The organism is Pseudomonadota bacterium (genome assembly GCA_039024915.1).
Lineage (GTDB): Bacteria > Pseudomonadota > Alphaproteobacteria > Rhizobiales > MH13 > MH13.
Genome location: JBCCPK010000003.1, coordinates 69,129 through 89,570 on the forward strand (window position 1 = coordinate 69,129; position 20,442 = coordinate 89,570).

Consider the following 20,442-nt stretch of genomic DNA (forward strand, 5'->3'; position numbering starts at 1 on the left):
GGCCCTGGCTCACGATGAATTGCCCTGCATGCCCAAGGCACTCTCGACGGCACCCAAACTGGCGGCATCAGTCATATCGATCGACAATGGAGTGATCGAGATGTAGCCCGCACGCACCGTCTCCAGGTCGGAGCCGGCATCGGGCTGTGGCATCTCACCTGTATAGGTCAACCAGTAATAAGGATTGCGGCGTCCATCGTTGCGCGCGTCAATGGTGAGAAAATCGATGTTCCGGCGGCCCTGTTGGGTGACGCGAACCCCTTCAACTGCGTCCGGCGTACGGTCGGGGAAGTTGATGTTAAGCAGGCTCTGCTTGGGCAACTCCAACGAGGCGAGCTTCTCGATTAGGTCCGGAGCAAGGGCTTCGGCGGTCTCAAATGGTGGCTGCGAACGAGATGCGAAGGAATAGGCCTGCGAAAGGGCGATGGATTTCACACCCAAGATTGTGCCTTCGATTGCGGCTGCGACGGTGCCGGAATAGGTTATGTCCTCTGCAAGATTCTGGCCCCGATTGATCCCAGACAGCAACAAGTCAGGTCGCTCAGGCATGACATGGCGTACAGCCATAAGCACACAATCGGTCGGCGTCCCGCGCACCGCGAAGCGACGATCATCCAACTGTCGCAGGCGCAGAGGATCATTGAGTGACATGGAGTGGGCAACTCCCGATTGATCGGTTTCCGGGGCAACCGTCCACACTTCCGCCCCTACTTTCTCCGCGACCCGCTCGAGATGCTGCAGGCCGGGGGCATGGATACCATCATCATTTGTGACCAAAATGCGCATCATACCACCTCGGTGCCATCAGGCTGTATCGCTGTGGTCCCGCCCATGTAGGGCAGCAGCGCTTCGGGCACCGTGATGCCGCCTTCAGCGGTTTGATAGGTTTCCATCACGGCGATCAGCGCGCGGCCCGTTGCAACGCCGGATCCGTTGAGCGTGTGCACAAATTGAGGTTTGCCGTCTTCGTCCCGGAAACGTGCGTTCATGCGCCTTGCCTGAAAATCACCGCAGACCGAGCAGCTCGATACTTCGCGATACCGTCCCTGCCCGGGAAGCCAAACCTCGATGTCATAGGTCTTTCGGGCACCAAATCCCATGTCGCCGGTACACAGCACAACCGTGCGGGTGTGCAGCCCGAGATCGGCAAGAACCTTCTCCGCGCAAGCGGTCATACGCTCGAGTTCCGCTTCGCTTTCCGTTGGGTGGGTGATCGACACCATCTCAACCTTGTTGAACTGGTGCTGGCGCAAATAGCCTTTGGTATCGCGCCCAGCGGAGCCGGCTTCCGCTCGGAAACACGGCGTTAGCGCGGCCACCCGCAAAGGAAGTGTTTCCGCGTGGAGGATTTCCTCCCTGACAAGGTTGGTCAGCGGAACTTCGGCAGTTGGGATCATCCAGTACTGCTCAGTCGTAGGAGCGTTCTCGAGAACCTCCTCGAAAAGGTCCGCGGCCGACTTTCGCTTTGCCATCAGGTCTTCGGTGTGGGCATCGGTCCAGAATAAGTCGAGGGCATCGCGAGCTTTTTCGCCACGTCCGGGGATATCGGCGCCAATAAACAAATCATCAGCAAATTTCGGCAACTGCCCGGTGCCAAACATCGCTTCATCGCGCACAAGCAGCGGCGGCGCAACTTCGGTGTAACCGTTCTGCCGGGTGTGCGTGTCCAGCATGAACTGCCCCAAGGCCCGTTCGAGCTTTGCCAATGCTCCCTTCATGACGCAGAAGCGGGAGCCTGCGAGCTTGGCCGCTGTCTCGAAATCCATCAGGCCCATCGCCTCGCCGATTTCGAAATGCTCCTTGGCTTGGAACTCCAGTGAGCGCTTGCTGCCAGACGTGCGGACTACGACATTGTCGTCTTCATCCGCACCAACAGGGACATCCGGCAGTGGCGCGTTGGGCAGACGCGCCAGCGCCGCATTGAGCTTTTCGGTCAGTTCACGCTCGGTGTCTTCACCGGCCTGAATGAAGGCCTTATGCTTGGCGACCTCATCGATAAGCCGCTGTGCCTCGGCCTCGTCGCCGGTAGCCTTTGCCTTGCCAATCGCCTTGGATGCCACATTGCGCGCATTCTGCGCATCTTGCAGCCTCTGAAGATGCTCGCGGCGGGCGTCATCAAGCGCCAGAATCTGGGCTGACGCGGGTCCCTCGCCGCGGCTTCGCAGAGCTTGATCAAGTGCGTCCGGATCGTGACGAATGAGGCGAATATCAAGCATGCAAGAAAATCCGGGAGGCGGTTACGCGAACTGGTGCAGGCCGCAGGAATGCTCCGCCTTATGAGGACGCTTGTTGAGCCTCGTCAGGATCATCGTTGTCGAGCTCGGCCCGTTCTTCGGCCCGGCGCTTTTCAACGAGTCGCACGCACCAGATGCTCGCCTCGTAAAGAAGCAGAGTTGGCACCGCAAGACCCACCTGACTTATAGGATCGGGCGGCGTCAGGAAGGCGGCGGCCAAAAAGGTGCCGACAATGGCGTACTTGCGCTTCTTGGCCAGGCCATCAGCGGTCACCACGCCCATGCGGCCCAGGAGCGTCAACACGATCGGCAACTGGAACACCAGACCAAACGCAAAGATGAGGGTCATGATCAAGCTGAGATATTCGCTCGTCCGCGCCATGAGCTGAATGGACGCCTGTCCATCACCCCCTTGTTGCTCAAACGAAAGAAAGAAGTTCAGCGCGAGCGGCATAACGACGAAATAGACAAGCGCCGCCCCGACCACGAACAGGATCGGTGTCGCAACAAGATAGGGGATGAATGCCCCGCGTTCATGTTTGTAGAGGCCCGGCGCCATGAACATATAGATCTGGCTTGCGATCACAGGGAAAGCGATGAAGAGCGCGCCGAACAAGGCGATCCGCAGCTGCGTGAAGAAATACTCCTGCGGCGCGGTGAAGATGAGTTCGAGATCGGAAGCCTCATCCTGGGCTCGGTCGAAGGGGACAAGCAGAATGTTGAAGATCTGATCGGCGATGAAATAGCAGCCGATGAACGCCACACCGAGCGCGATGACGGCAAAAAACAGCCGCTGGCGCAGTTCGATCAGATGCTCAATCAGCGGCGCCCGAGATTTTTCGACTTCATCCTCTTCCAGATCATCCTCGAACGGATCGTCTTCAGGCGGCAAGGTCGAGCCTGCGGCAGCGGAAGCCGGCGTCAGCGACAATGGTTCATCAATGGGCGCAGGCTTGCCCACCGTTTTGTTGGGCAGCTCATTGCCCGCAGAGGATGCTTCACCCGTGGTGGCAGACGACGATGCCGCCTTCGTGGTGGTCCGCCTCGTGGATGGCTTTTTGGTGGTGGCGGCACTTCGGCTGGGAGCCTTCTTGGTTGATGCTTTGCCCTCTGACGCTTTTTTGGCGGAAGGCTTTTTGGCAGAAGGCTTTTTGGCCGCAGGTTTCTTAGATGCGGGCTTAGTGGCCGCGGGCTTCCTGCCAGATGGCTTGCGCGCAGCGGGCTGGCGGCGAGGTTTGTCCGCAGCCGCGCTCTCGCCGCTCGTCTCCTGTTCCCCGTTGCCCTGGTTTGGATCGGCTTTCTCAGCCATCGGCTACGCTTTGCTCTCCCTCAGCTTGCGCCTTGGACGCAGCTTTGGACTTTACCGATGCTGTTTTGCTCGGCTTAGGAGCAGCCGTCTGAGAGCGCGTAGCGGCCGACGCGCTTGTCTGGGCTGTATCAACCGCTTCCTTCACCGTGTTTCCAACATCGGTGAGCGGGCGCATTTCCTTGGCGATAGTCTGTTTGATTTTGGTGGCCGGGTTAAGCGAGCGCACATCGTTGATTGTCTGTCGCACATCATCAAGCTCAGCTTCTTTCAGCGCATCATTGAACTGGCGTTGGACCTGACTGGTCATCGAACGCGCCTGTCGGACAAAGCGGCCCACCGCTCGCAACATTCCCGGGAGCTCGCGTGGACCGACCACGAGGATCGCGATCGCCGCAACCACCAAGAGCTCCACGCCACCAATATCGAACATGCGCGTCCTCGTTCAACGGTCGCTCCAGACCGCGACAAACGCAGCCCGTTCGGCCGAACAAGCGGTAGGGCTGGTTAGCCTTGCTTGGACTCTTCGGCGGTCTTGCTGGGAGACACCGTCTCCTCGGCGGTATGCTCTATCGTCCGCCCCTCGTCCTTCTCATCATCGGCAAGCCCCGTCTTGAAGCTCTTGATGCCTTTGGCGAGGTCGCCCATGAACTCGGAAATCTTGCCGCGTCCAAACAGTAGGACAATCAGCAGGACCACCAGCAAAATTTGCATCCAACCTGGAACCATCAGTCTCTCCTTTGGCACGCCTAACCCGATGGGCGCGCAAATGGCAGCGAACGGCTTGTCGCCACCTCTTCGTCATAAAGCCAAACAGCACGACACCCGGCTTGTCTACACGCGGCCTTGCTTTCTCATCTGTGTATGTAAGCGTCGGCGCCTAGTTTTGGAAGACCATTGCGCCTTCTGGGTGAACGCGAATGCCCACCTTATCACCGGGCTTGTGTCGATCGATGTCCGCCGAGCGTGCAAAAACCGGTCGGTCCAAGCCCTCAAACATGAGGCGAACGAGATCAATCTCACCTAAAAACTGAACCGCGGTCACCGTGGCACGCGGTCCGTTGGACTGCTCGTCAGCATCACTAAGCTCCACCGCAGAATGACGAATGCCAACCAAAAGCTGTGTCCCATCCGCGTGTGCCTTGGCGTCGATTTCGCCAAGGGGCGTGTGCGCCTTTCCGCCCTTTGCGACAGCGTCGAATTCGTTGAGTTCGTGAAAGAAACGGGCAGCGAACGCGTCAACCGGTTGGTTGTAAAAGTCGCGCGCGGAGCCATCCTGGACGATCCGACCGTCACGCATAAGCACGATGCGGTCAGCGATGCGCAGCGCTTCATCGGGATCATGAGTGACAACAAGTGTTGTCGTTCCTAGCTCACGAAGAATTCCGAGCGTTTCGTCTCGGACGCGGTCACGTGTCCGGCGATCGAGACCCGAAAACGGCTCGTCCATCAAGATGATGCGTGGCTTGGGCACGATGGCGCGAGCGAGTGCGACACGCTGCTGCATGCCGCCTGACAACATATGCGGATGATCGTTGGCCGTTTGCGCAAGACCGACCCTTTCGAGAGCCTCTCGGGCTTCGCGATTTGCTTCGGCTGGCGTGAGCCGTGAAAGCCCGAAGCGAACGTTATCGAGAACCGTCAAATGCGGAAACAGGGCGAAATCCTGAAACATCAGGCCAACTTCGCGCTTTTCAGGCGGGACAAATGTATCGTCAGCGACGACCACTTTCTGATCGAGGCGGATAGTGCCCGATTGTGGCCGCTCGGTTCCCGCTAGAATGCGAAGCAAAGTGGTTTTGCCGCATCCCGAATGACCGAGCAGGCAAACGATCTCACCTTGTTCAACTGTCAGTGAGACACCGCGAACAGCGGACTTCTTACCGAAATAGTGGACGACGCCGTCGATCTCGACCTTGGACGCAACTCTGCTTTCGGGCTGCTCCAACCCGCTTTGGCCGTGCATCGCCTAAGCGTCCTCGCCCCGCGCCGGGCCAGGCTCATTCGCCTCGCTGTCGCCGTCTTCATCCGAGGGCCATAGCGCCATCGATGCGCGCTCCGCTTGCTCATCGGCTTCATCCATGGGGTCTTCGTCCGGCTTTTCAGCGCCAGAAAGCCCCGGGAGGATCGGCGAATTGGGGTCCGGAACAGTCTCGAGCAGGCCAGCACCTCTGAGTTCCTCAAGGCCCGGCAAGTCACCGATACTGTCGAGGGTAAAGTGGTCCAGGAAATCCGGGGTCGTGCCGTAGGTGACCGGCCGACCAGGCGTACGACGACGGCCACGCATGCGCACCCAACCGGCCTCGAGCAAGACGTCGAGCGTTCCCTTAGAAGCTGCAACGCCTCGGATATCCTCGATTTCGGCACGGGTGACGGGTTGGTGGTAAGCGATGATCGCAAGTGTCTCGAGTGCAGCCCGGCTGAGCTTGCGCGGCTCGCGCGCTTGGGCTTCGAAAAGCCAATCAAGATCGGGAGCGGTGCGAAGAGCGTACCCACCTGCAAGACGTATCAGCCGGACGCCGCCGTCATACTTACTCTCCAGCGCCTCAATTGCCGTAGAGACGGTCGTATCGCCAACGTAGGTTGCCAGCTGCTTGGCCGTGATCGGCGCATCGCTTGAAAACAGCAGTGCCTCGACGACCCTGACAGCCTCCTCAGGCGCCATATCCGGCGTTGGCGGGTTGCTTTCCTGTTCGGGCCCATCGCCTTGGGGCAAATCGCCCAAAGGCAGTTCTTGCGATCGATCGCCACCAACGTTGCGAGACGGCGCGCTCATGATGCACCACCGTCTGTCGACTGATCACCTGTTTCGGCGCGGGCTCGAACGAAGAGCGCCCGCAAAGGCGCGTCTTGGCGCAACTCAACCTGGCCCTCGCGCGCCAACTCTAGGCTTGCTGCAAAAGCAGCCGCCTTCATGCCCCCGCGACGAGCCCGCGCCGATGAACCGCGCTGAAGCGCGGCTTGGGCAGCCAGTACCACGTCGAACGGTGTCCATTCGGCAAGGCTGCCAAGCGCGCGTTCCACGAGTGCACGCGCATCGGCCAAGGACCAAACCTCTCGCCGGGCGATGGTAATTGTTCGATCAAGGTGACGGGTCTGGATTTGCGCATAAGCGTTCAGCAGATCAAACAGTTCTGCGGTCCAAGTGGGATCACCGGGCACGCCTATTGGCCGATCATTACCCGTTGGAAAGATATGCAGCTGTTTTTGTGGCTGCCGCCACAGTTTCTGGGACGCTGTGCGGACCGCATCGAGCTTACGAAGGCGCAGCGCCAACGCCTCTGCCATCTCCTGCGGATCAGGTTCGTCGTCATCGGGGGGATCAGGAAGCAACAACCGTGATTTCAGATAAGCGAGCCACGCCGCCATGACGAGGTAATCGGCAGCCAGCTCAAGTCGCCCTGCTCGCGCTTGTTCGATAAACTCCGCATACTGATCGACGAGCGCAACAATCGACAGATTGCTCAAATCGACCTTTTGCGTGCGCGCCATCGCCAGCAGCAAATCTATCGGCCCCTCAAAGCCGGTGATATCCACAATGAAGGAATCGGGCGCCAGGTCGCTTTCCGCGGGCTCTGCGGAGACCGCAGCCGCCCTGCGGGCTGCCGCACTGGATGCAAAGTCAATGACGTCAGACATAATGATCCGGCGTTGTGCTTGTGGGTCGCAGGCAAGCGATCACTCTCAAGACCAGACAGTGGACGCATGCGGTTTAAGCGTATGTGTGCTGCTACCACGCTCGGCGGGGTGTGAAAACGGCCAACTCCCAAGGCGCAGGTATTGTTGCCGCTCATCCCCTGCTTTTGCGGCAGAAAGGGCTACGCGTGGGTGGTCTTCGTGGGATCTACTATGCCGTCATCGTCGCTGCCGGAAAAATCAGCCAGCAACGCTTCCAATCGACTATCAAGTGCTGCCCGGTCAATCGACTGCCGCCCACGTCGCGCCAGAGCGCGGGCCGCTCGTTCCGCCGAGGTGCCGGTGAGTTCTGGCACGCTCTCCACAATGGCGTCCATTTCAGATTGGCTGCCATTGCAGTGCAGAACGATGTCGCAACCGGCCGCTATTGCAGCCTTGGCACGCTCATTGATCGAACCTGAAAGCGCACCCATCGACAAATCATCGGTCAGCAAGAGGCCGTTGAATTTCATGGTGTGCCGCACGTAGTCGATAACCGGTTTGGACAATGTGGCGGGCGTTTCGCTGTCGATCGCATCGAACAGCAGGTGCCCCGTCATCCCCATTGGCGCATCTTGCAGGGCGCGAAACGGGCTGAAATCGGTCAGCGCGAGCGTCGACTTCGTGGCCCGAATTCGCGGTAAACGCATGTGGCTGTCGTCGCGCGCGCGACCATGGCCAGGCATGTGCTTGATGACTGGAACGACACCGGACTCCAAATAGGCATCGTGCACTGCGCGCGCCAGCTTGATCACGACCTCAGGCAAGCCGTGATAGGCGCGATTGCCAATGGCGTTGGTGCTTCCCGGTAGCCGCAAATCCAGCACCGGCGCACAGTTGACGTCGATGCCGACCGACAGCAGATCATCAGCAATCATCCAGGCTGCGATCTGCGCCGCCTCAACGCCTCGACCTTCCGCAGCGACTTCCATCGCGCCGAACCGTCCCGCGGAAGGGTAGCGTCGCCAGTGCGGCGGCTTCAACCGCTGGACCCGCCCGCCTTCCTGATCGACCAAGATTGGCGCATGCCAGCCCAATTCGTCACGGACGCCCGCCGTAAGCTCCCGGACCTGGTTTGGACTTGCCACGTTGCGCGCAAACAGGATCACGCCCCACGGTCGGACGGTTCGAAGATAATCACGTTCGAACCCGCTCAGCCGACGACCGGCAAGCCCGCAGATCAAAGCGCGGGTCCCAAATATCGGCAGGTCAAGCCGCCCAGGTGCTGGATCAGCTGTTGCGCGGGTTGCCATATCGAGGCGTTCTCAACACTGTCAGGGGCATGTAGTCAGCGCCGCTGAACGAAGCATTCTCCGCCAGCAGACTGGTAACGCTGACACAGGCTGTTCGCCGATGCCCGGTCCATGGGACCTATGCGCAAGCGGTGGAAGATACCTCGGTCACCAAGATCAACCCTTTGGATATCGGGCGAATACCCCGACAAAATGCTTCCGAAACGACCTTGCAGGGAGCTGAACGTTGACGATGCCTGTTCTTCGGATCGCAAGCTTGCGAGCTGAACGACCCAATCGCCGGCCGGAGCGACGGTAGCCGTTTGCGTCGAGGCCGTTTGTGCGGGCGCAGCGGTCTGGCTCGGGGGCACCACTGCGGATTGATCTGTTTGCGCTGGCAGCGGGGCGTTTTGCGGCGTGGTCAGCTGGACAGGGCTTGGCGGTTGGGCAGGACTTGGCGTTTGGGCGACACTTGGCGTTGCCGGAGCGGTTGGTGCCGAAGGCGTCGTTGAAGCGACATCGACAGATGGTGCTGGCACCGCAGGCGCCGGTGTAACGGGTGCAGCCGCAAGCCCGGTACCCAACGCACTTGGCCTTGGTGTTGGGGCTGGCGGGCGAATTGACGGGGTACCGCCCGCCGGTGGTCCCAGTTCTGGAACAGTTGCAACCTCCGTCTGGGGCGTAACCTGCTGCAGCGCGGCTGGATCGATCTGCGGACCGCTATTTGGGCCCACTGCGATGGTCTCGACCGCTCTGGTGCTGAGGACCTCCGAGGTAACTGCTTCGACCGCAGTGTTCGTCTCGTCTACCGCGTTTTGAACGGTCTGTTCGGCGGTCTGTTGGGCAACGCCCGCAACGTCTTCGAGCGCAGCTGCAAGCTCAGATGGTGCATTCTCTGCAGTTTCGCCAACGGTTTCGGTCGCCTCCTCAGCAACGTCTACAACCGTACCATCAGCCAGCACGGTGACAGTCCGTACTGGCCGGCTCGCCGTTGAGCCCGGTGGTGCGGGGGCGATGTCCTCGGCTGGACCGACAGGGGTGACCTGGGAGGTGAGCGATTCTGCGCCAGGGGCTGGCAGAACAATGCGCGGATTGTCATCGTCTGCAGGACCGCCCTGTTCATCCAGCGCGCTGAAGACCGCGTCGCCTGGTTGTGCGGGCTGATCAGCAGTATCGTCGGTTTGTTCAACCTTGATTTCCGCGTCATCGGCAGCGATCAACTGCGGTGCTTCGCCTTCCGCTGAGCCGCCCGACAGCACCCCATACGCAACGGCGCCCCCAAGAGCGAGCACGCCAAGTGCGGCTAGAGTAAAAACTGTGCTGCGGTTCTTTTTTGGTTCCGGCTGATCATATTCCTCTAGCAGGTTGTCCTCGAAAGGCTCCGCTGTTTGAGGATCGTTCGGCCGGGGCGCCAGCGGCGGCGCACCGGGATCAAAATCCGGATCACTGGCGAGGTCCGCCATGGGAGCATCCATGGACAAAGGATCGTTCGACGTCTCCGGAGAACGACCGGACAGCGCAGCAGTTCCGGCGACACCGCCCAAGGCAGCGGCAGCCATGTTGGCCGTAAGTGGGGGCTCTCCGGCGCGGTCCTCAAAGGGTTCCGCTGCTGCTCCGACATCCGGTGACGTTGACGCAGTGACGGTCGGCGTCACGTCGTCATCGACGGAAAACTCATCTAACGCGGCGAGGAGCGCTTCCTCATCGACCGATTGCTGAGGTCGCACGGGATCAGGCTCGTCTGGCGTCAAGCTCAGCTCGGATACAGCAGCGGCCGGCGCAGCTGCCTCAACCGGTGGAGTATGGGTCGGCTCGACCGACGGCGACGGCGCAGCTGTTTGCGCAGGCACAGCCGGTGCAGCCTGTGGGGCCGGCGGGGCAGGCGCAGCTGGCGGCGTGAGTGCGGGTTCGGCGGGCGGGACCGGCGCAGATGGTTCTGCACTCGGTGTCAGCAGATCCGAGAAGTTCAGATCCGCCAGCAGTTCGTCAGTGTCGGCAAGCGGGTCGTCCCCGGGGCCTGGCTGCAGGTCAAACTCCGATAGATCAAGTTCAGACGCGAGGATATCGCCATCGGCGAGCGCATCTTCGATGAGTTGATCATCGGTCAGTTCACGGCTTGATCGAAGATCGCGTGGCAGCAGCGCGTCATCATTGCTCAAGGGCTTGTCCGGGGTTTGGGCGCGCTGGGACCCCCGCGGCGGCTCGAGACCCGCGGCGCCCATAAGCCGCGCTAGTTCGTCAAGCGGATCAACTGTTCCAGCACCACTCGAATCGGTTTCGCCGGCTTGTTTCGCCTTAGGCGGATAATCGTCGCCAGACTGAGCCATCGCCTATGCCTTCGTTTACTAAGCTTTATACGTTGCCCAGCCAGATGGCGGGAATGAGGCAAACATTGCGCCTAATTTGCTAGGCGTTCCAATGCCTCAGGGCTTTGCCTTAACGCATATGTTCAGGTGCACCAACGCCCAGAACTGCCAAACCTTGCCCCAACGTGGTCATTACGGCGCGAACCAACGCAAGCCGCGCCACGGTCGAAGGTGAATCGTTAGGGTTAACAAATCGTAAGCCCTCCTCCCCCTTTCCGCGGTTCCAGTGGCTGTGAAGGTCGCTTGCGAGATCGTGCAGATAGAACGCAAGCCTATGTGGCTCGCACTGCGTAGCGGCCGATGCGATTGTTTTAGGAAACGCAGAAAGAGTACGGATCAGACCAAACTCCCCGGGATGTAACAGCTTCGAAAGATCGGCGTTTTGAAGCGCTGCGTCCGAGAGATCACGACCGGGCATCTGCTCGGCTGCCTGGCGAAAAACCGAGGCACACCGGGCATGGGCATACTGGACATAGAAGACAGGGTTGTCCTTGGACTGCTCGGTAACCTTCTCAAAATCGAAGTCGATCGGCGCGTCACTCTTGCGGTAGAGCATCATGAAACGAACGGCGTCGACCCCGACCTCGTCAACCACCTCGCGCAAGGTCACGAAATCGCCGGACCGCTTGGACATTCGGACGGGCTCGCCGGCCCGGTAGAGCTTAACAAGCTGGCACAGACGGATATCCAGCGAAGCTTTGCCGCCGCTCATGGCGGTTACGGCAGCTTTCAGACGTTTGACGTAGCCACCGTGATCAGCGCCGAAGATATTGATTTGATTGGTATATCCACGCAGATATTTATCATAGTGATAGGCGATGTCTGACGCAAAGTACGTGTAGCTGCCGTCTGACTTCAAAAGTGCTCGGTCGGTATCATCACCAAATTGCGATGAGCGGAACAAGGTCTGTTCGCGATCTTCCCAGTCGTCGGCCGCCTCCCCTTTCGGCTTCTCAAGCCTGCCCTCATAGAGCAGCCCGCGGCTCGAAAGCGCGTCAATGGCTTGCGCCACACGGTCTCCAGAAGCTCCGGACTGCAAGCTTGCTTCGGAGAAAAAGACATCGTGATGGACGTTCAAAGCGCCGAGGTCGCCGCGGATCATCTCCATCATGGCGTCAATCGCAACCCTGCGCACCATTGGAAGCCAATCGGATTCCTCTTGAACCAAGAGCGCGTCGCCATGTTCGCGAGCGAGCTGCTGGCCAACCGCAACCAGATAATCACCTGGGTACAGGCCCGCCGGTATCTCACCAATCTCTTCGCCCAACGCTTCCCGGTAGCGAAGAAAGGCGGACCGGGCGAGCGTATCAACCTGCCCCCCGGCATCGTTGATGTAGTACTCACGGGTCACCGGATATCCCGCGAAGGCGAGAATTTTCGCCAACGCGTCTCCAACGACCGCGCCGCGACAATGGCCGACATGCATCGGACCCGTTGGATTGGCAGAGACATATTCAACGTTGGTTTTCGGCAAGCTCTCGGCCGTCCCAAGACTATCGGCGCCAAACTTTTTGCCTTCGGCGAGGATCCGCCCGAGCGCACCCTGCCATGCCGTTTGCTCAAGGCGTAAATTGATGAACCCGGGGCCCGCAACTTCCGCCGACTGTATTGCGCCATCCGCGCTCAACGCGGTCGAAAGAGCTTCGGCGATAGCGCGTGGGTTCTGCTTGAGAGGCTTCGCTAAAACCATCGCGGCGTTGGTCGCCAAATCACCATGCGATGGGTCTCGCGGCAATTCCGCCACAATCGCGCCAAGCGGCAACGCATCGCGATCGTGCCCGTCCAGCAAACCACTCGCATCAAGTGCGGTAAGAATTCTGGTCCGGTAGTCGGCAAACAGATCATAGGTTGGCTGCGACATGAATAGCGATCTCGGCAGGTTTGAGGGCGCACAAGGCCGATGGCGATGCGATCACTTAGGTGGATTGGCGGGATAGCGCAGCGCCGTATCGCAGGTCAGGCGTGTCGTCAAACGCCTGCGCGTGGAGCGAGAGGGCAAACCGGTCCGTCATGCCCGCGATGAAGTCGCATACTTGACGCGCGTGTTCCACTTCATTGGGCACAGTCGTTGATGACGCCAATTGCCAATCTGACGGCAGCTTAGCAGGAGACGCCATGAAATGCCCGAACAGCTCGCGTACAACCCTGTCCGCCTCGTCGCGAAGCTCGACAATCGTCTCATGGCGATACATCGCCTTGAACAAGAAGGCCTTACACAACCACAGGTCTTCAGCTACCGATGCAGGTAACACGGCAATTGGCTCATCAGCGGTCAGAACAGCCCGCGCAGTTGTGATCGATGCTGCCTCTAGGCGCGAGCGGATTGACTGTTCGAAGGCGTCGATCAACCGGGTTATCAGTCGTCGGGTGAATTCGCCCATACGGCGCGATGGCGGCAGGCCGGGGTGCTCGGCGTCGAGCGACAGCATGATCTCGCGCACCAGACCGATGTGCAGCAAATCTTCCAATGCAAACAGGCCGGCGCGCACGCCATCGTCGATATCGTGAGCGGTGTACGCAATGTCGTCTGACAAGGCTGCAACCTGAGCCTCCAAGCTCGCATGGTGAGTCAACTCCATGGCAGAAGCGATGGATGGGTTTTCATCCAAAAAAGCTTTTAAGGCGAAGGGCATAGTGACCGTTTCTCCCGCGTACGCGTCGCTGCCATCATGGATGAGGATTGGGCCGTTGTGTTTTATGACCCCGTCAAGGGTCTCATGTGTTAGGTTAAGTCCATCGAAGGCTGCGTAACGCTGCTCAAGCTTGGAGACGATCCGCAAAGTCTGCGCGTTGTGCTCAAACCCGCCATAGGGCGCCATACAGGCGGCAAGCGCGTCTTCACCGGTATGCCCAAACGGCGTGTGGCCAAGATCATGGGCAAGCGCGAGCGCTTCGGTGAGGTCAGTATCGAGACCAAGGTTACGCGACACAGATCGAGCGATCTGTGCAACTTCGATCGTATGGGTCAGCCGCGTGCGGTAATGATCGCCCTCGGGATAGCTGAAGACCTGAGTCTTGTGGGCCAGTCGCCGGAACGCAGACGCGTGGACGATCCTGTCGCGATCGCGCCGAAAAGGGCTGCGTTTAGGGCTCTCTGCCTCGGGATGGCTGCGATCGAAGCGGCCGAGCGCAGATGCCGCGAGATGCGGAAGCTGGCCGCCAAAGCTCATGCCGGTCATGCGCCTGTATCCATTTTGATCAGTTGATCCGGTCGAGAAGGTAAGGCAGCGGAATTGATCCTGGCGTATGCTATGCTTACCTGTGAGCGGTCGCGATTGCCAAAAAGCTGGCTTGCAAACAGATTTTCGCATAGGATTTGCAACATGGACCAGATTGTAAACCCTGATTCATTGGCTGCCGAAGCGGTGGCAGGCGAGGAAGCCATCACAGTTAGTGACGCCGCGCTGTCGCGGGTGGCTAAGCTCCTTGAAGACGAGCCCCAAGGAACGATGCTGCGCGTCAGTGTTGAGGGCGGAGGCTGCTCCGGCTTCCAGTACAAGTACGAGCTTGTAAAGGAGATGATGGATGGCGACACGGTGCTTGGCGATGAGCGCGTAAAGGTGCTCGTTGACGATATTTCCAAGCCCTATCTGGCCGGCAGCATCATCGACTACAAAGTTTCGTTGATGGGCGCTGCATTCGAGATCAGCAATCCGCAGGCGACCGCGTCGTGCGGCTGCGGAACAAGCTTTTCCATCTGAATTTGGCCTGAGACCCCTTCGTGCAAATCGCCACTTGGAACATTAACGGCGTAAAAGCACGGATAGACACGCTCGTCGCGTGGCTGGAGGAGGCTGAGCCCGACGTGGCCTGCCTGCAAGAGATCAAGTCGGAAGATGAGCCGTTCCCGCGGGGCAAGCTTGAAGCTCTCGGTTACACGGTCGAAACCCACGGACAGAAAGGCTTCAACGGGGTTGCCCTGCTGTCCAAAACCCCGCTCGAAGACGTCGAGCGGGGTCTTCCCGGCGACGAAGATGATCCGCAGGCCCGGTTTATCGTTGGCACCGCAACAGCGCGCAGTGGGCGAAAGGTTCGGGTCGCCTGCCTGTATCTGCCCAACGGTAACCCACTTGGCACCGAAAAATTTCCCTACAAACTGGCATGGATGGAGCGGTTAATCAGCTATGCGCGCCAGGCGCGCGACGTTGAAATGCCGATCGTTTTCGCCGGCGATTACAACGTCATACCCGATGCACGAGATCTCTACTCAGAGAAAGCGTGGCTGGACGACGCACTCTATCAGCCCGAAAGCCGAGCGGCCCTCAGGCGACTTGAAGCGCTCGGATACACCGATGCAGTCCGCGCGGTAAGTGATGCGCAGCATTACACATTTTGGGACTATCAGGGCGGCGCTTGGCAAAGAAACCATGGTATCCGGATTGATCACCTCATGGTGTCACCGGAATTGGCCGATACGCTCAGTTCCGTGCGGATTGATGATCATGTTCGCGGTTGGGAGAAGCCGTCGGATCATGTGCCTGTGATCGGCGAATTTTCGCTCTGAGGCTTCTTGCTAGGCGGCTTTGTCGCGCTTGAGATGCTGTTTGTGCTCGTCAACGACGACGCGGAAGGCGCCAACCAGATCAAGATCGAGCTTGCCTTTCATCGTGCAAAGCTCAGCGTACGCCTCGTCGGGCGTCATGGACGCTTTGTAGGAGCGCGCATCGATCAGCGCACTGTAAATGTCGATAATCGTCAAACAGCGCACCATGTCATTGATCTGGTCGCCCGATAGACCTTCCGGGTAGCCGGAACCATCGAGAAACTCATGGTGTTGATAGGCAAGCTCAATAATCTGCGGGTTGGCATCGGTTGTCGCCTCGAGAATGAGCTTGCTCTCGTTCGGGTGTGACTTGATGACTTTAAATTCCTCGTCCGTCAGTCGCCCCGGCTTGTCGAGGATGGTCAGTGGCACCGACATTTTTCCGATATCGTGCAGAAGAGCGCCCCGTGTGAAGAGCTGATGGTCGCTTTCTTCCACGCCCATCGCGCGTGACCATTGGGCGGCGAAGCCGGCAACGGCCATGCAATGGCGGGCCGTGTAGGAATGGTAGTTCGCAACGGAGTCGAGCCACGCGCCCAGACCATCATTGTCGAGCGCTGTTGTCACATCGTCAGTCGCCGATTCAACGGCGCCGATCACCTTCATCGGATCGGCGTCCTTGCTACCGAAGACGCCACCAAACGTCCGCGACAGGGACTGCGCTGCCTTAGCTGCTGGGAGCCTGGGCTTGGCGAGCAATTTGACAAACCGTTTGTCGAGCCTCTGAACCGCATCAAGCATGGCTTGGGGGTCGACGGGCATGGAGATCACCGTCGTATTTGAGCCGCCCAGCTCATGGGCGAGCCGCGCCAGGTCTTTACCCGGCAAGCACAGGATGCGGGGGATCTGTTCGATGCGCTGTGACAGTAGCCACCCGACCATTTTGTTGAGCGAGTTGGCCGGAAACGACGACAGTGCAATGACCACAATATCAGCATCGCGCAGGACTGCCGGCACGCGATTGGGGAGGACATGCGTGTCGACTGGCATGACGCCGTCGAACGCTGCCAACGCATTCACTGCTTCGACTGAGCCGTCAGTAAGAGCCAGAATTTTCATCGTGTACCGTCATCACCAACTCCGACGGTCATAGATAAAGTAACAGGGTAACGAGTTTATTAAGTCAGACGGCTTAACGAACGGCTTGTTGAGCCATTTCCGCGCGATGAATGCGCAGAACCGTCCCGCCCTCAGGGCCGCTCAACCACTGCTCGGCGAGTTGCATTGCTCGGGCACGGGTATCCACATCGGCAAGCGCCAAATACCGTTCCTGAATGGGGCGCACACGTTCGGTCTGCGACGGCGTGCGCGCAAACTCACCGGCGACAATCAACCATTTGAGGCCGTCAACGGGATAGGGTTCGACGTGCGCGGCGCCGGTGAAGAGAAGCTCGCCAAGCGACAATTGCGCGTCGAGATGCCCTTTTCGTGCAGCCAGCGACAGCCACCTGCCGGCCTGCCGTGTATCCACCGTGCCGCCCTCACCTCGCAACAGCATCATGCCGAGGCGAAATTGTGCGTCCGGATCGCCAAAGTAGGAAGCCGCGTAGGTGTAGATCTGGCGCGAGCGATAGTGATCAGCTGCCAACACGTCAGCAATTCCGCTCGAATAATAGGAACCGAGCGCGACAAACGCGTTCGCCACGAAGCGCGCATGGGGCGTGTCCGGGCTATCGTCGGCGTGGGCGGTCGCGATCTGAGAAAAATAGGTGAACGCGCGAACATCGTCCTCGGTCACGCCATCGCCGGCAGCGTACATACGCGCCAGCTTCCAGCGTGCGATCGCATGCCCGCCTTCTGCAGCCGCTTCAAGCGCCGTAAGAGCGGTATCCGTATCACCTTGATAGTACGCAGACGTCCCAGCTGCAAAAGCGGCGGTGGGATCGTTGTTCCAGATATCGGCGTTCAAATTATCAGGTGGAGTCTGGCACAACGCAGAGGTACCGGAAACGGCCAAGGCGAGCGCAGCGACCAATGCTGTTACGAAACGGCGCGCATCACCCAAAAGGGTGTCCACTCCGACAAACAATCGTGGGTGCGTCGATGGCGCGGCCAAGTCCGCGCTAGATATCAGCATATGTCTTCTTTTCCGCTCGTCCACCGGGATGGGTCACTGCACCAAACCGTGCCGGCCCGACCGTCTGTGCGTATTTCCAAAGCACCCCGGATGCATGATCGGTCTCCCGCGACTTCCAGGCTTTTTTACGTTCTGCCAAAACCTCGTCGGTCAAATCCACCGATATTGTGCCCTCAATGGCGTCGATGCTGATGATGTCGCCATTGTGCAACAGGCCGATCGCGCCACCGACGGCCGCTTCTGGACCAACATGTCCGATGCAGAAACCGCGTGTTGCGCCGGAGAACCTGCCATCGGTGATCAAGGCGACCTTGTCGCCCATCCCCTGACCGTACAGTGCTGCCGTCGTCGACAGCATCTCGCGCATGCCCGGGCCGCCTATCGGGCCTTCATATCGGATGACCAAAACCTCGCCTTCTTCATAGGACCGATTTTGAACAGCATCGAAACACTCTTCCTCGGAATCGAAGCATCGCGCGGGACCGGTAAATTTCAGGTTGCTCATACCGGCAACCTTCACAATTGCGCCGTCCGGCGCGAGATTGCCGGCCAGTCCGACGACCCCGCCGGTCGGCGTGATTGGGTTAGAGGTCGGATAGACGACGTCTTGGTCGTCGTTCCAGTCGACCGTTTCCATGTTCTCCGCCATCGTACGACCCGTCACGGTCAGAGCATCGCCGTGGAGAAAGCCGCCATCGAGCAGTGTTTTCATCAGAAGCGGGATGCCACCCACCTCGAACATGTCCTTGGCCACATATTTGCCGCCAGGCTTGAGGTCAGCAATATACGGGGTGCGCTTGAAGATTTCCGCGACATCGAACAGATCGAAATCAATGCCGATCTCGTTGGCAATGGCCGGAAGATGAAGCGCAGCGTTCGTTGAACCACCCGAAGCGGCGACCACTGTCGCGGCGTTTTCCAGAGCTTTGCGGGTGACAATATCGCGCGGACGGATGCCGCGAGCGAGCAGCTCCATCACCTTTTCACCGGCGGCAGCACAGAACCGATCGCGGATTTCGTAGGGTGCGGGCGCACCGCAGGAGTAGGGCAAGGCAAGGCCGATCGCTTCGGCGACCGTTGCCATCGTGTTGGCGGTGAACTGCGCGCCGCACGACCCGGCAGAGGGGCAGGCAACCTGCTCAAGCTCAGCGAGATCATCGTTCGACATCTTGCCAACCGAATGCATGCCAACGGCTTCAAAAACGTCCTGAACGGTGACCTGCTTGCCGCGGAAGTTCCCGGGCAGAATGGAACCGCCATAAAGAAAAACCGAGGGAACGTTAAGCCGGACCATCGCCATCATCATGCCGGGCAGCGACTTGTCGCAACCAGCCAGACCCACCAGCGCATCGTAACAGTGGCCACGCATGGTCAGCTCAACTGAGTCCGTAATCACGTCCCGACTGACAAGCGACGACTTCATGCCCTCGTGGCCCATCGCGATGCCATCGGTCACGGTGATCGTGCAAAACTCGCGCGGCGTTCCGCTTGCAGCGGCCACGCCTTTCTTGACGGCCTGAGCCTGACGCATAAGCGCAATGTTGCAGGGCGCCGCTTCGTTCCAGCACGAGGCAACACCGACAAGCGGCTGGCCAATCTGCTCTTCTGACAGACCCATGGCGTAGAGATAAGAGCGGTGCGGCGCACGCTGCGGACCGGACGTCACATAGCGGCTGGGCAAACCCGACTTGTCAAAAACCTTGGCGTCCATGGATCGGCTCCCCGAGCAATTGTTGTTATTGGCGCTTGCGGCCCCGCAGAACAGACTTCGGCGCACCATGCTCGGCAGCGCGAGCATATCGACGCGAAGTGGGGCCAAAAGGCGGCACTGAGTTGATCAGCCCTTGTAGGCTAGTCCGCAATTCTCCGCTGTTGCCTTTCAGCCACATTTGCCCAACCTTCGGCCCAGCCTTAATCGGCCGTAAGCGAATTTAAGCAAATGCTTATCAACGACTTATGCGATCTTTGCGCTGTGTCATGGCACCGTCCGGCGTTGTGTGCATGAACGGGACGCAGGTAGATTGCGGAGGGGACATCACCATGAGCGACACGAAACCAAACGGCGCAGCCGAGGGTGCACCGCAGCTGCAGGCTCCTCCGACCGTTGCGGGCGACGAAGCGGCGCCGGTACCCCCCTATGATCGCAAGGATCCCGACCAGGTTCGGCGTCTGTTTGAGACGGGCGAATACCCCTACAAAACCAAAATGCGTCGGCGTACCTATGAGGCCAATAAAGCTGAGCTTCAGGTCGAGCTGTTGAAGGTTCAACGCTGGGTCGAGGAAACCGGCCAGAAGATCGTGATCCTGTTCGAGGGACGTGACGCGGCCGGCAAGGGCGGCACCATCAAGCGTTTCATGGAGCACATGAACCCGCGCACCGCCCGGGTGGTTGCCCTCAACAAGCCGACCGAGCGCGAGCAGTCCCAATGGTACTATCAGCGCTACATCGAACACTTGCCGTCCGCCGGCGAAATCGTGATGTTCGACCGGTCCTGGTACAACCGCGCTGGCGTCGAACGCGTCATGGGCTTTTGTAAACCACCAGAATATCTCGAGTTCATGCGCCAGACGCCGCAGTTCGAGCAGATGCTTTCACGCTCAGGCATCAAGCTGTTCAAATATTGGTTTTCGGTGACCCAGGAGGAGCAACGCCGCCGCTTCACGTCCCGCGAGCACGACCCGCTGAAGCAGTGGAAGCTGTCACCCATCGACAAGGCGTCGCTCGATAAGTGGGACGACTACACCGAAGCCAAGGAAGCGATGTTCTTTTACACCGACACCGCTGACGCGCCCTGGACGGTCATCAAATCAAACGACAAGAAGCGCGCGCGGCTCGGGTGCATGCGCCATTTCCTGTCGTCGCTGCCCTACCCTGACAAGACACGTGACGTGGCCCGTGGACCTGACCCACTGATTGTGGGCCATTCAGCGGCGGTCATCGGTCGCGATGACCACATTCTCGGGAAAACGCTGCATCCGGGGAGTTGATAGCACCAACTGAGTGCCCGC

General features: G+C 59.5%; 18 protein-coding genes. 3 read left to right on the plus strand and 15 right to left on the minus strand.

Annotated elements, in window-relative coordinates; genetic code table 11:
* Positions 1–9: 9 nt before the first annotated feature.
* The 12 genes from surE to AAF739_06625 all read right to left on the minus strand — a co-directional run bounded on the left by surE (position 10) and on the right by AAF739_06625 (position 13,992).
* Positions 10–786, minus strand: a complete 777-nt coding sequence (gene surE / locus AAF739_06570) for a 5'/3'-nucleotidase SurE (GenBank protein MEM6382322.1) — start codon at positions 784–786, stop codon at positions 10–12.
* Entirely contained in the window at positions 786–2,216 is a 1,431-nt protein-coding gene (gene serS / locus AAF739_06575) for a serine--tRNA ligase (protein ID MEM6382323.1), read from the minus strand. Before serS ends, surE begins: the two co-directional genes overlap by 1 nt.
* A gap of 58 nt (positions 2,217–2,274) precedes the next feature.
* The gene (tatC, locus tag AAF739_06580) at positions 2,275–3,093 is read right to left on the minus strand and encodes a twin-arginine translocase subunit TatC (GenBank protein MEM6382324.1); all 819 of its coding nucleotides are present in this window, start codon (positions 3,091–3,093) and stop codon (positions 2,275–2,277) included.
* A gap of 442 nt (positions 3,094–3,535) precedes the next feature.
* The gene (gene tatB / locus AAF739_06585; protein ID MEM6382325.1) at positions 3,536–3,973 is read right to left on the minus strand and encodes a Sec-independent protein translocase protein TatB; all 438 of its coding nucleotides are present in this window, start codon (positions 3,971–3,973) and stop codon (positions 3,536–3,538) included.
* Positions 3,974–4,047: 74 nt separating this feature from the next.
* Positions 4,048–4,269: a twin-arginine translocase TatA/TatE family subunit gene (gene tatA / locus AAF739_06590; GenBank protein ID MEM6382326.1), complete on the minus strand. Its 222-nt coding sequence runs from the start codon at positions 4,267–4,269 to the stop codon at positions 4,048–4,050.
* 151 nt (positions 4,270–4,420) lie between these two features.
* Positions 4,421–5,506 (minus strand): ABC transporter ATP-binding protein, encoded by a 1,086-nt coding sequence (locus tag AAF739_06595; protein ID MEM6382327.1) that lies wholly within the window; start codon positions 5,504–5,506, stop codon positions 4,421–4,423.
* Between the two features lie 3 nt (positions 5,507–5,509).
* Positions 5,510–6,205, minus strand: a complete 696-nt coding sequence (gene scpB / locus AAF739_06600) for an SMC-Scp complex subunit ScpB (protein ID MEM6382328.1) — start codon at positions 6,203–6,205, stop codon at positions 5,510–5,512.
* A 107-nt stretch (positions 6,206–6,312) separates the two neighbouring features.
* Entirely contained in the window at positions 6,313–7,179 is an 867-nt protein-coding gene (locus tag AAF739_06605; protein ID MEM6382329.1) for a ScpA family protein, read from the minus strand.
* Between the two features lie 179 nt (positions 7,180–7,358).
* Positions 7,359–8,468 (minus strand): beta-N-acetylhexosaminidase, encoded by a 1,110-nt coding sequence (gene nagZ, locus AAF739_06610; protein ID MEM6382330.1) that lies wholly within the window; start codon positions 8,466–8,468, stop codon positions 7,359–7,361.
* 35 nt (positions 8,469–8,503) lie between these two features.
* Positions 8,504–10,774, minus strand: a complete 2,271-nt coding sequence (locus AAF739_06615; GenBank protein ID MEM6382331.1) for an SPOR domain-containing protein — start codon at positions 10,772–10,774, stop codon at positions 8,504–8,506.
* A gap of 109 nt (positions 10,775–10,883) precedes the next feature.
* Positions 10,884–12,674, minus strand: a complete 1,791-nt coding sequence (gene argS, locus AAF739_06620; GenBank protein MEM6382332.1) for an arginine--tRNA ligase — start codon at positions 12,672–12,674, stop codon at positions 10,884–10,886.
* A gap of 55 nt (positions 12,675–12,729) precedes the next feature.
* Positions 12,730–13,992 carry a deoxyguanosinetriphosphate triphosphohydrolase gene (locus tag AAF739_06625; GenBank protein ID MEM6382333.1) on the minus strand — a complete coding sequence of 421 codons (1,263 nt, stop codon included), beginning with the start codon at positions 13,990–13,992 and terminating at the stop codon, positions 12,730–12,732.
* Positions 13,993–14,136: 144 nt separating this feature from the next.
* Between AAF739_06625 and AAF739_06630 the strand changes: the two genes are divergently transcribed.
* The gene (locus AAF739_06630) at positions 14,137–14,514 is read left to right on the plus strand and encodes an iron-sulfur cluster assembly accessory protein (GenBank protein ID MEM6382334.1); all 378 of its coding nucleotides are present in this window, start codon (positions 14,137–14,139) and stop codon (positions 14,512–14,514) included.
* 20 nt (positions 14,515–14,534) lie between these two features.
* Positions 14,535–15,317, plus strand: coding sequence for an exodeoxyribonuclease III (gene xth / locus AAF739_06635; GenBank protein ID MEM6382335.1), 783 nt, complete (start codon positions 14,535–14,537; stop codon positions 15,315–15,317).
* 9 nt (positions 15,318–15,326) lie between these two features.
* Here xth and AAF739_06640 read toward each other — a convergent pair whose 3' ends face one another.
* The 3 genes from AAF739_06640 to ilvD form a co-directional block, all read right to left on the minus strand.
* Positions 15,327–16,415: an HD domain-containing phosphohydrolase gene (locus AAF739_06640; GenBank protein MEM6382336.1), complete on the minus strand. Its 1,089-nt coding sequence runs from the start codon at positions 16,413–16,415 to the stop codon at positions 15,327–15,329.
* A gap of 73 nt (positions 16,416–16,488) precedes the next feature.
* A complete protein-coding gene (locus AAF739_06645) occupies positions 16,489–17,433 on the minus strand; it encodes a tetratricopeptide repeat protein (GenBank protein MEM6382337.1) in 945 nt (314 codons plus the stop codon).
* Positions 17,420–19,144 carry a dihydroxy-acid dehydratase gene (gene ilvD / locus AAF739_06650; GenBank protein MEM6382338.1) on the minus strand — a complete coding sequence of 575 codons (1,725 nt, stop codon included), beginning with the start codon at positions 19,142–19,144 and terminating at the stop codon, positions 17,420–17,422. Before ilvD ends, AAF739_06645 begins: the two co-directional genes overlap by 14 nt.
* Before the next feature lie 329 nt (positions 19,145–19,473).
* Between ilvD and ppk2 the strand changes: the two genes are divergently transcribed.
* On the plus strand, positions 19,474–20,421 hold the full coding sequence (gene ppk2 / locus AAF739_06655) for a polyphosphate kinase 2 (GenBank protein MEM6382339.1): 948 nt from the start codon (positions 19,474–19,476) through the stop codon (positions 20,419–20,421).
* Positions 20,422–20,442 lie beyond the last annotated feature (21 nt).

Bases quoted from the DNA above. Each gene is read 5' to 3' on its own strand.
- serS (MEM6382323.1), bottom strand. From the start codon at position 2,216: ATGCTTGATATTCGCCTCATTCGTCACGATCCGGACGCACTTGATCAA.
- AAF739_06645 (MEM6382337.1), bottom strand. From the start codon at position 17,433: ATGCTGATATCTAGCGCGGACTTGGCCGCGCCATCGACGCACCCACGA.
- AAF739_06595 (MEM6382327.1), bottom strand. From the start codon at position 5,506: ATGCACGGCCAAAGCGGGTTGGAGCAGCCCGAAAGCAGAGTTGCGTCC.
- AAF739_06630 (MEM6382334.1), top strand. From the start codon at position 14,137: ATGGACCAGATTGTAAACCCTGATTCATTGGCTGCCGAAGCGGTGGCA.
- AAF739_06640 (MEM6382336.1), bottom strand. From the start codon at position 16,415: ATGAAAATTCTGGCTCTTACTGACGGCTCAGTCGAAGCAGTGAATGCG.
- ppk2 (MEM6382339.1), top strand. From the start codon at position 19,474: ATGAGCGACACGAAACCAAACGGCGCAGCCGAGGGTGCACCGCAGCTG.
- AAF739_06615 (MEM6382331.1), bottom strand. From the start codon at position 10,774: ATGGCTCAGTCTGGCGACGATTATCCGCCTAAGGCGAAACAAGCCGGC.
- ilvD (MEM6382338.1), bottom strand. From the start codon at position 19,144: ATGGACGCCAAGGTTTTTGACAAGTCGGGTTTGCCCAGCCGCTATGTG.
- AAF739_06605 (MEM6382329.1), bottom strand. From the start codon at position 7,179: ATGTCTGACGTCATTGACTTTGCATCCAGTGCGGCAGCCCGCAGGGCG.
- AAF739_06625 (MEM6382333.1), bottom strand. From the start codon at position 13,992: ATGACCGGCATGAGCTTTGGCGGCCAGCTTCCGCATCTCGCGGCATCT.
- nagZ (MEM6382330.1), bottom strand. From the start codon at position 8,468: ATGGCAACCCGCGCAACAGCTGATCCAGCACCTGGGCGGCTTGACCTG.
- scpB (MEM6382328.1), bottom strand. From the start codon at position 6,205: ATGGCGCCTGAGGAGGCTGTCAGGGTCGTCGAGGCACTGCTGTTTTCA.
- argS (MEM6382332.1), bottom strand. From the start codon at position 12,674: ATGTCGCAGCCAACCTATGATCTGTTTGCCGACTACCGGACCAGAATT.
- surE (MEM6382322.1), bottom strand. From the start codon at position 786: ATGCGCATTTTGGTCACAAATGATGATGGTATCCATGCCCCCGGCCTG.
- tatB (MEM6382325.1), bottom strand. From the start codon at position 3,973: ATGTTCGATATTGGTGGCGTGGAGCTCTTGGTGGTTGCGGCGATCGCG.
- tatA (MEM6382326.1), bottom strand. From the start codon at position 4,269: ATGGTTCCAGGTTGGATGCAAATTTTGCTGGTGGTCCTGCTGATTGTC.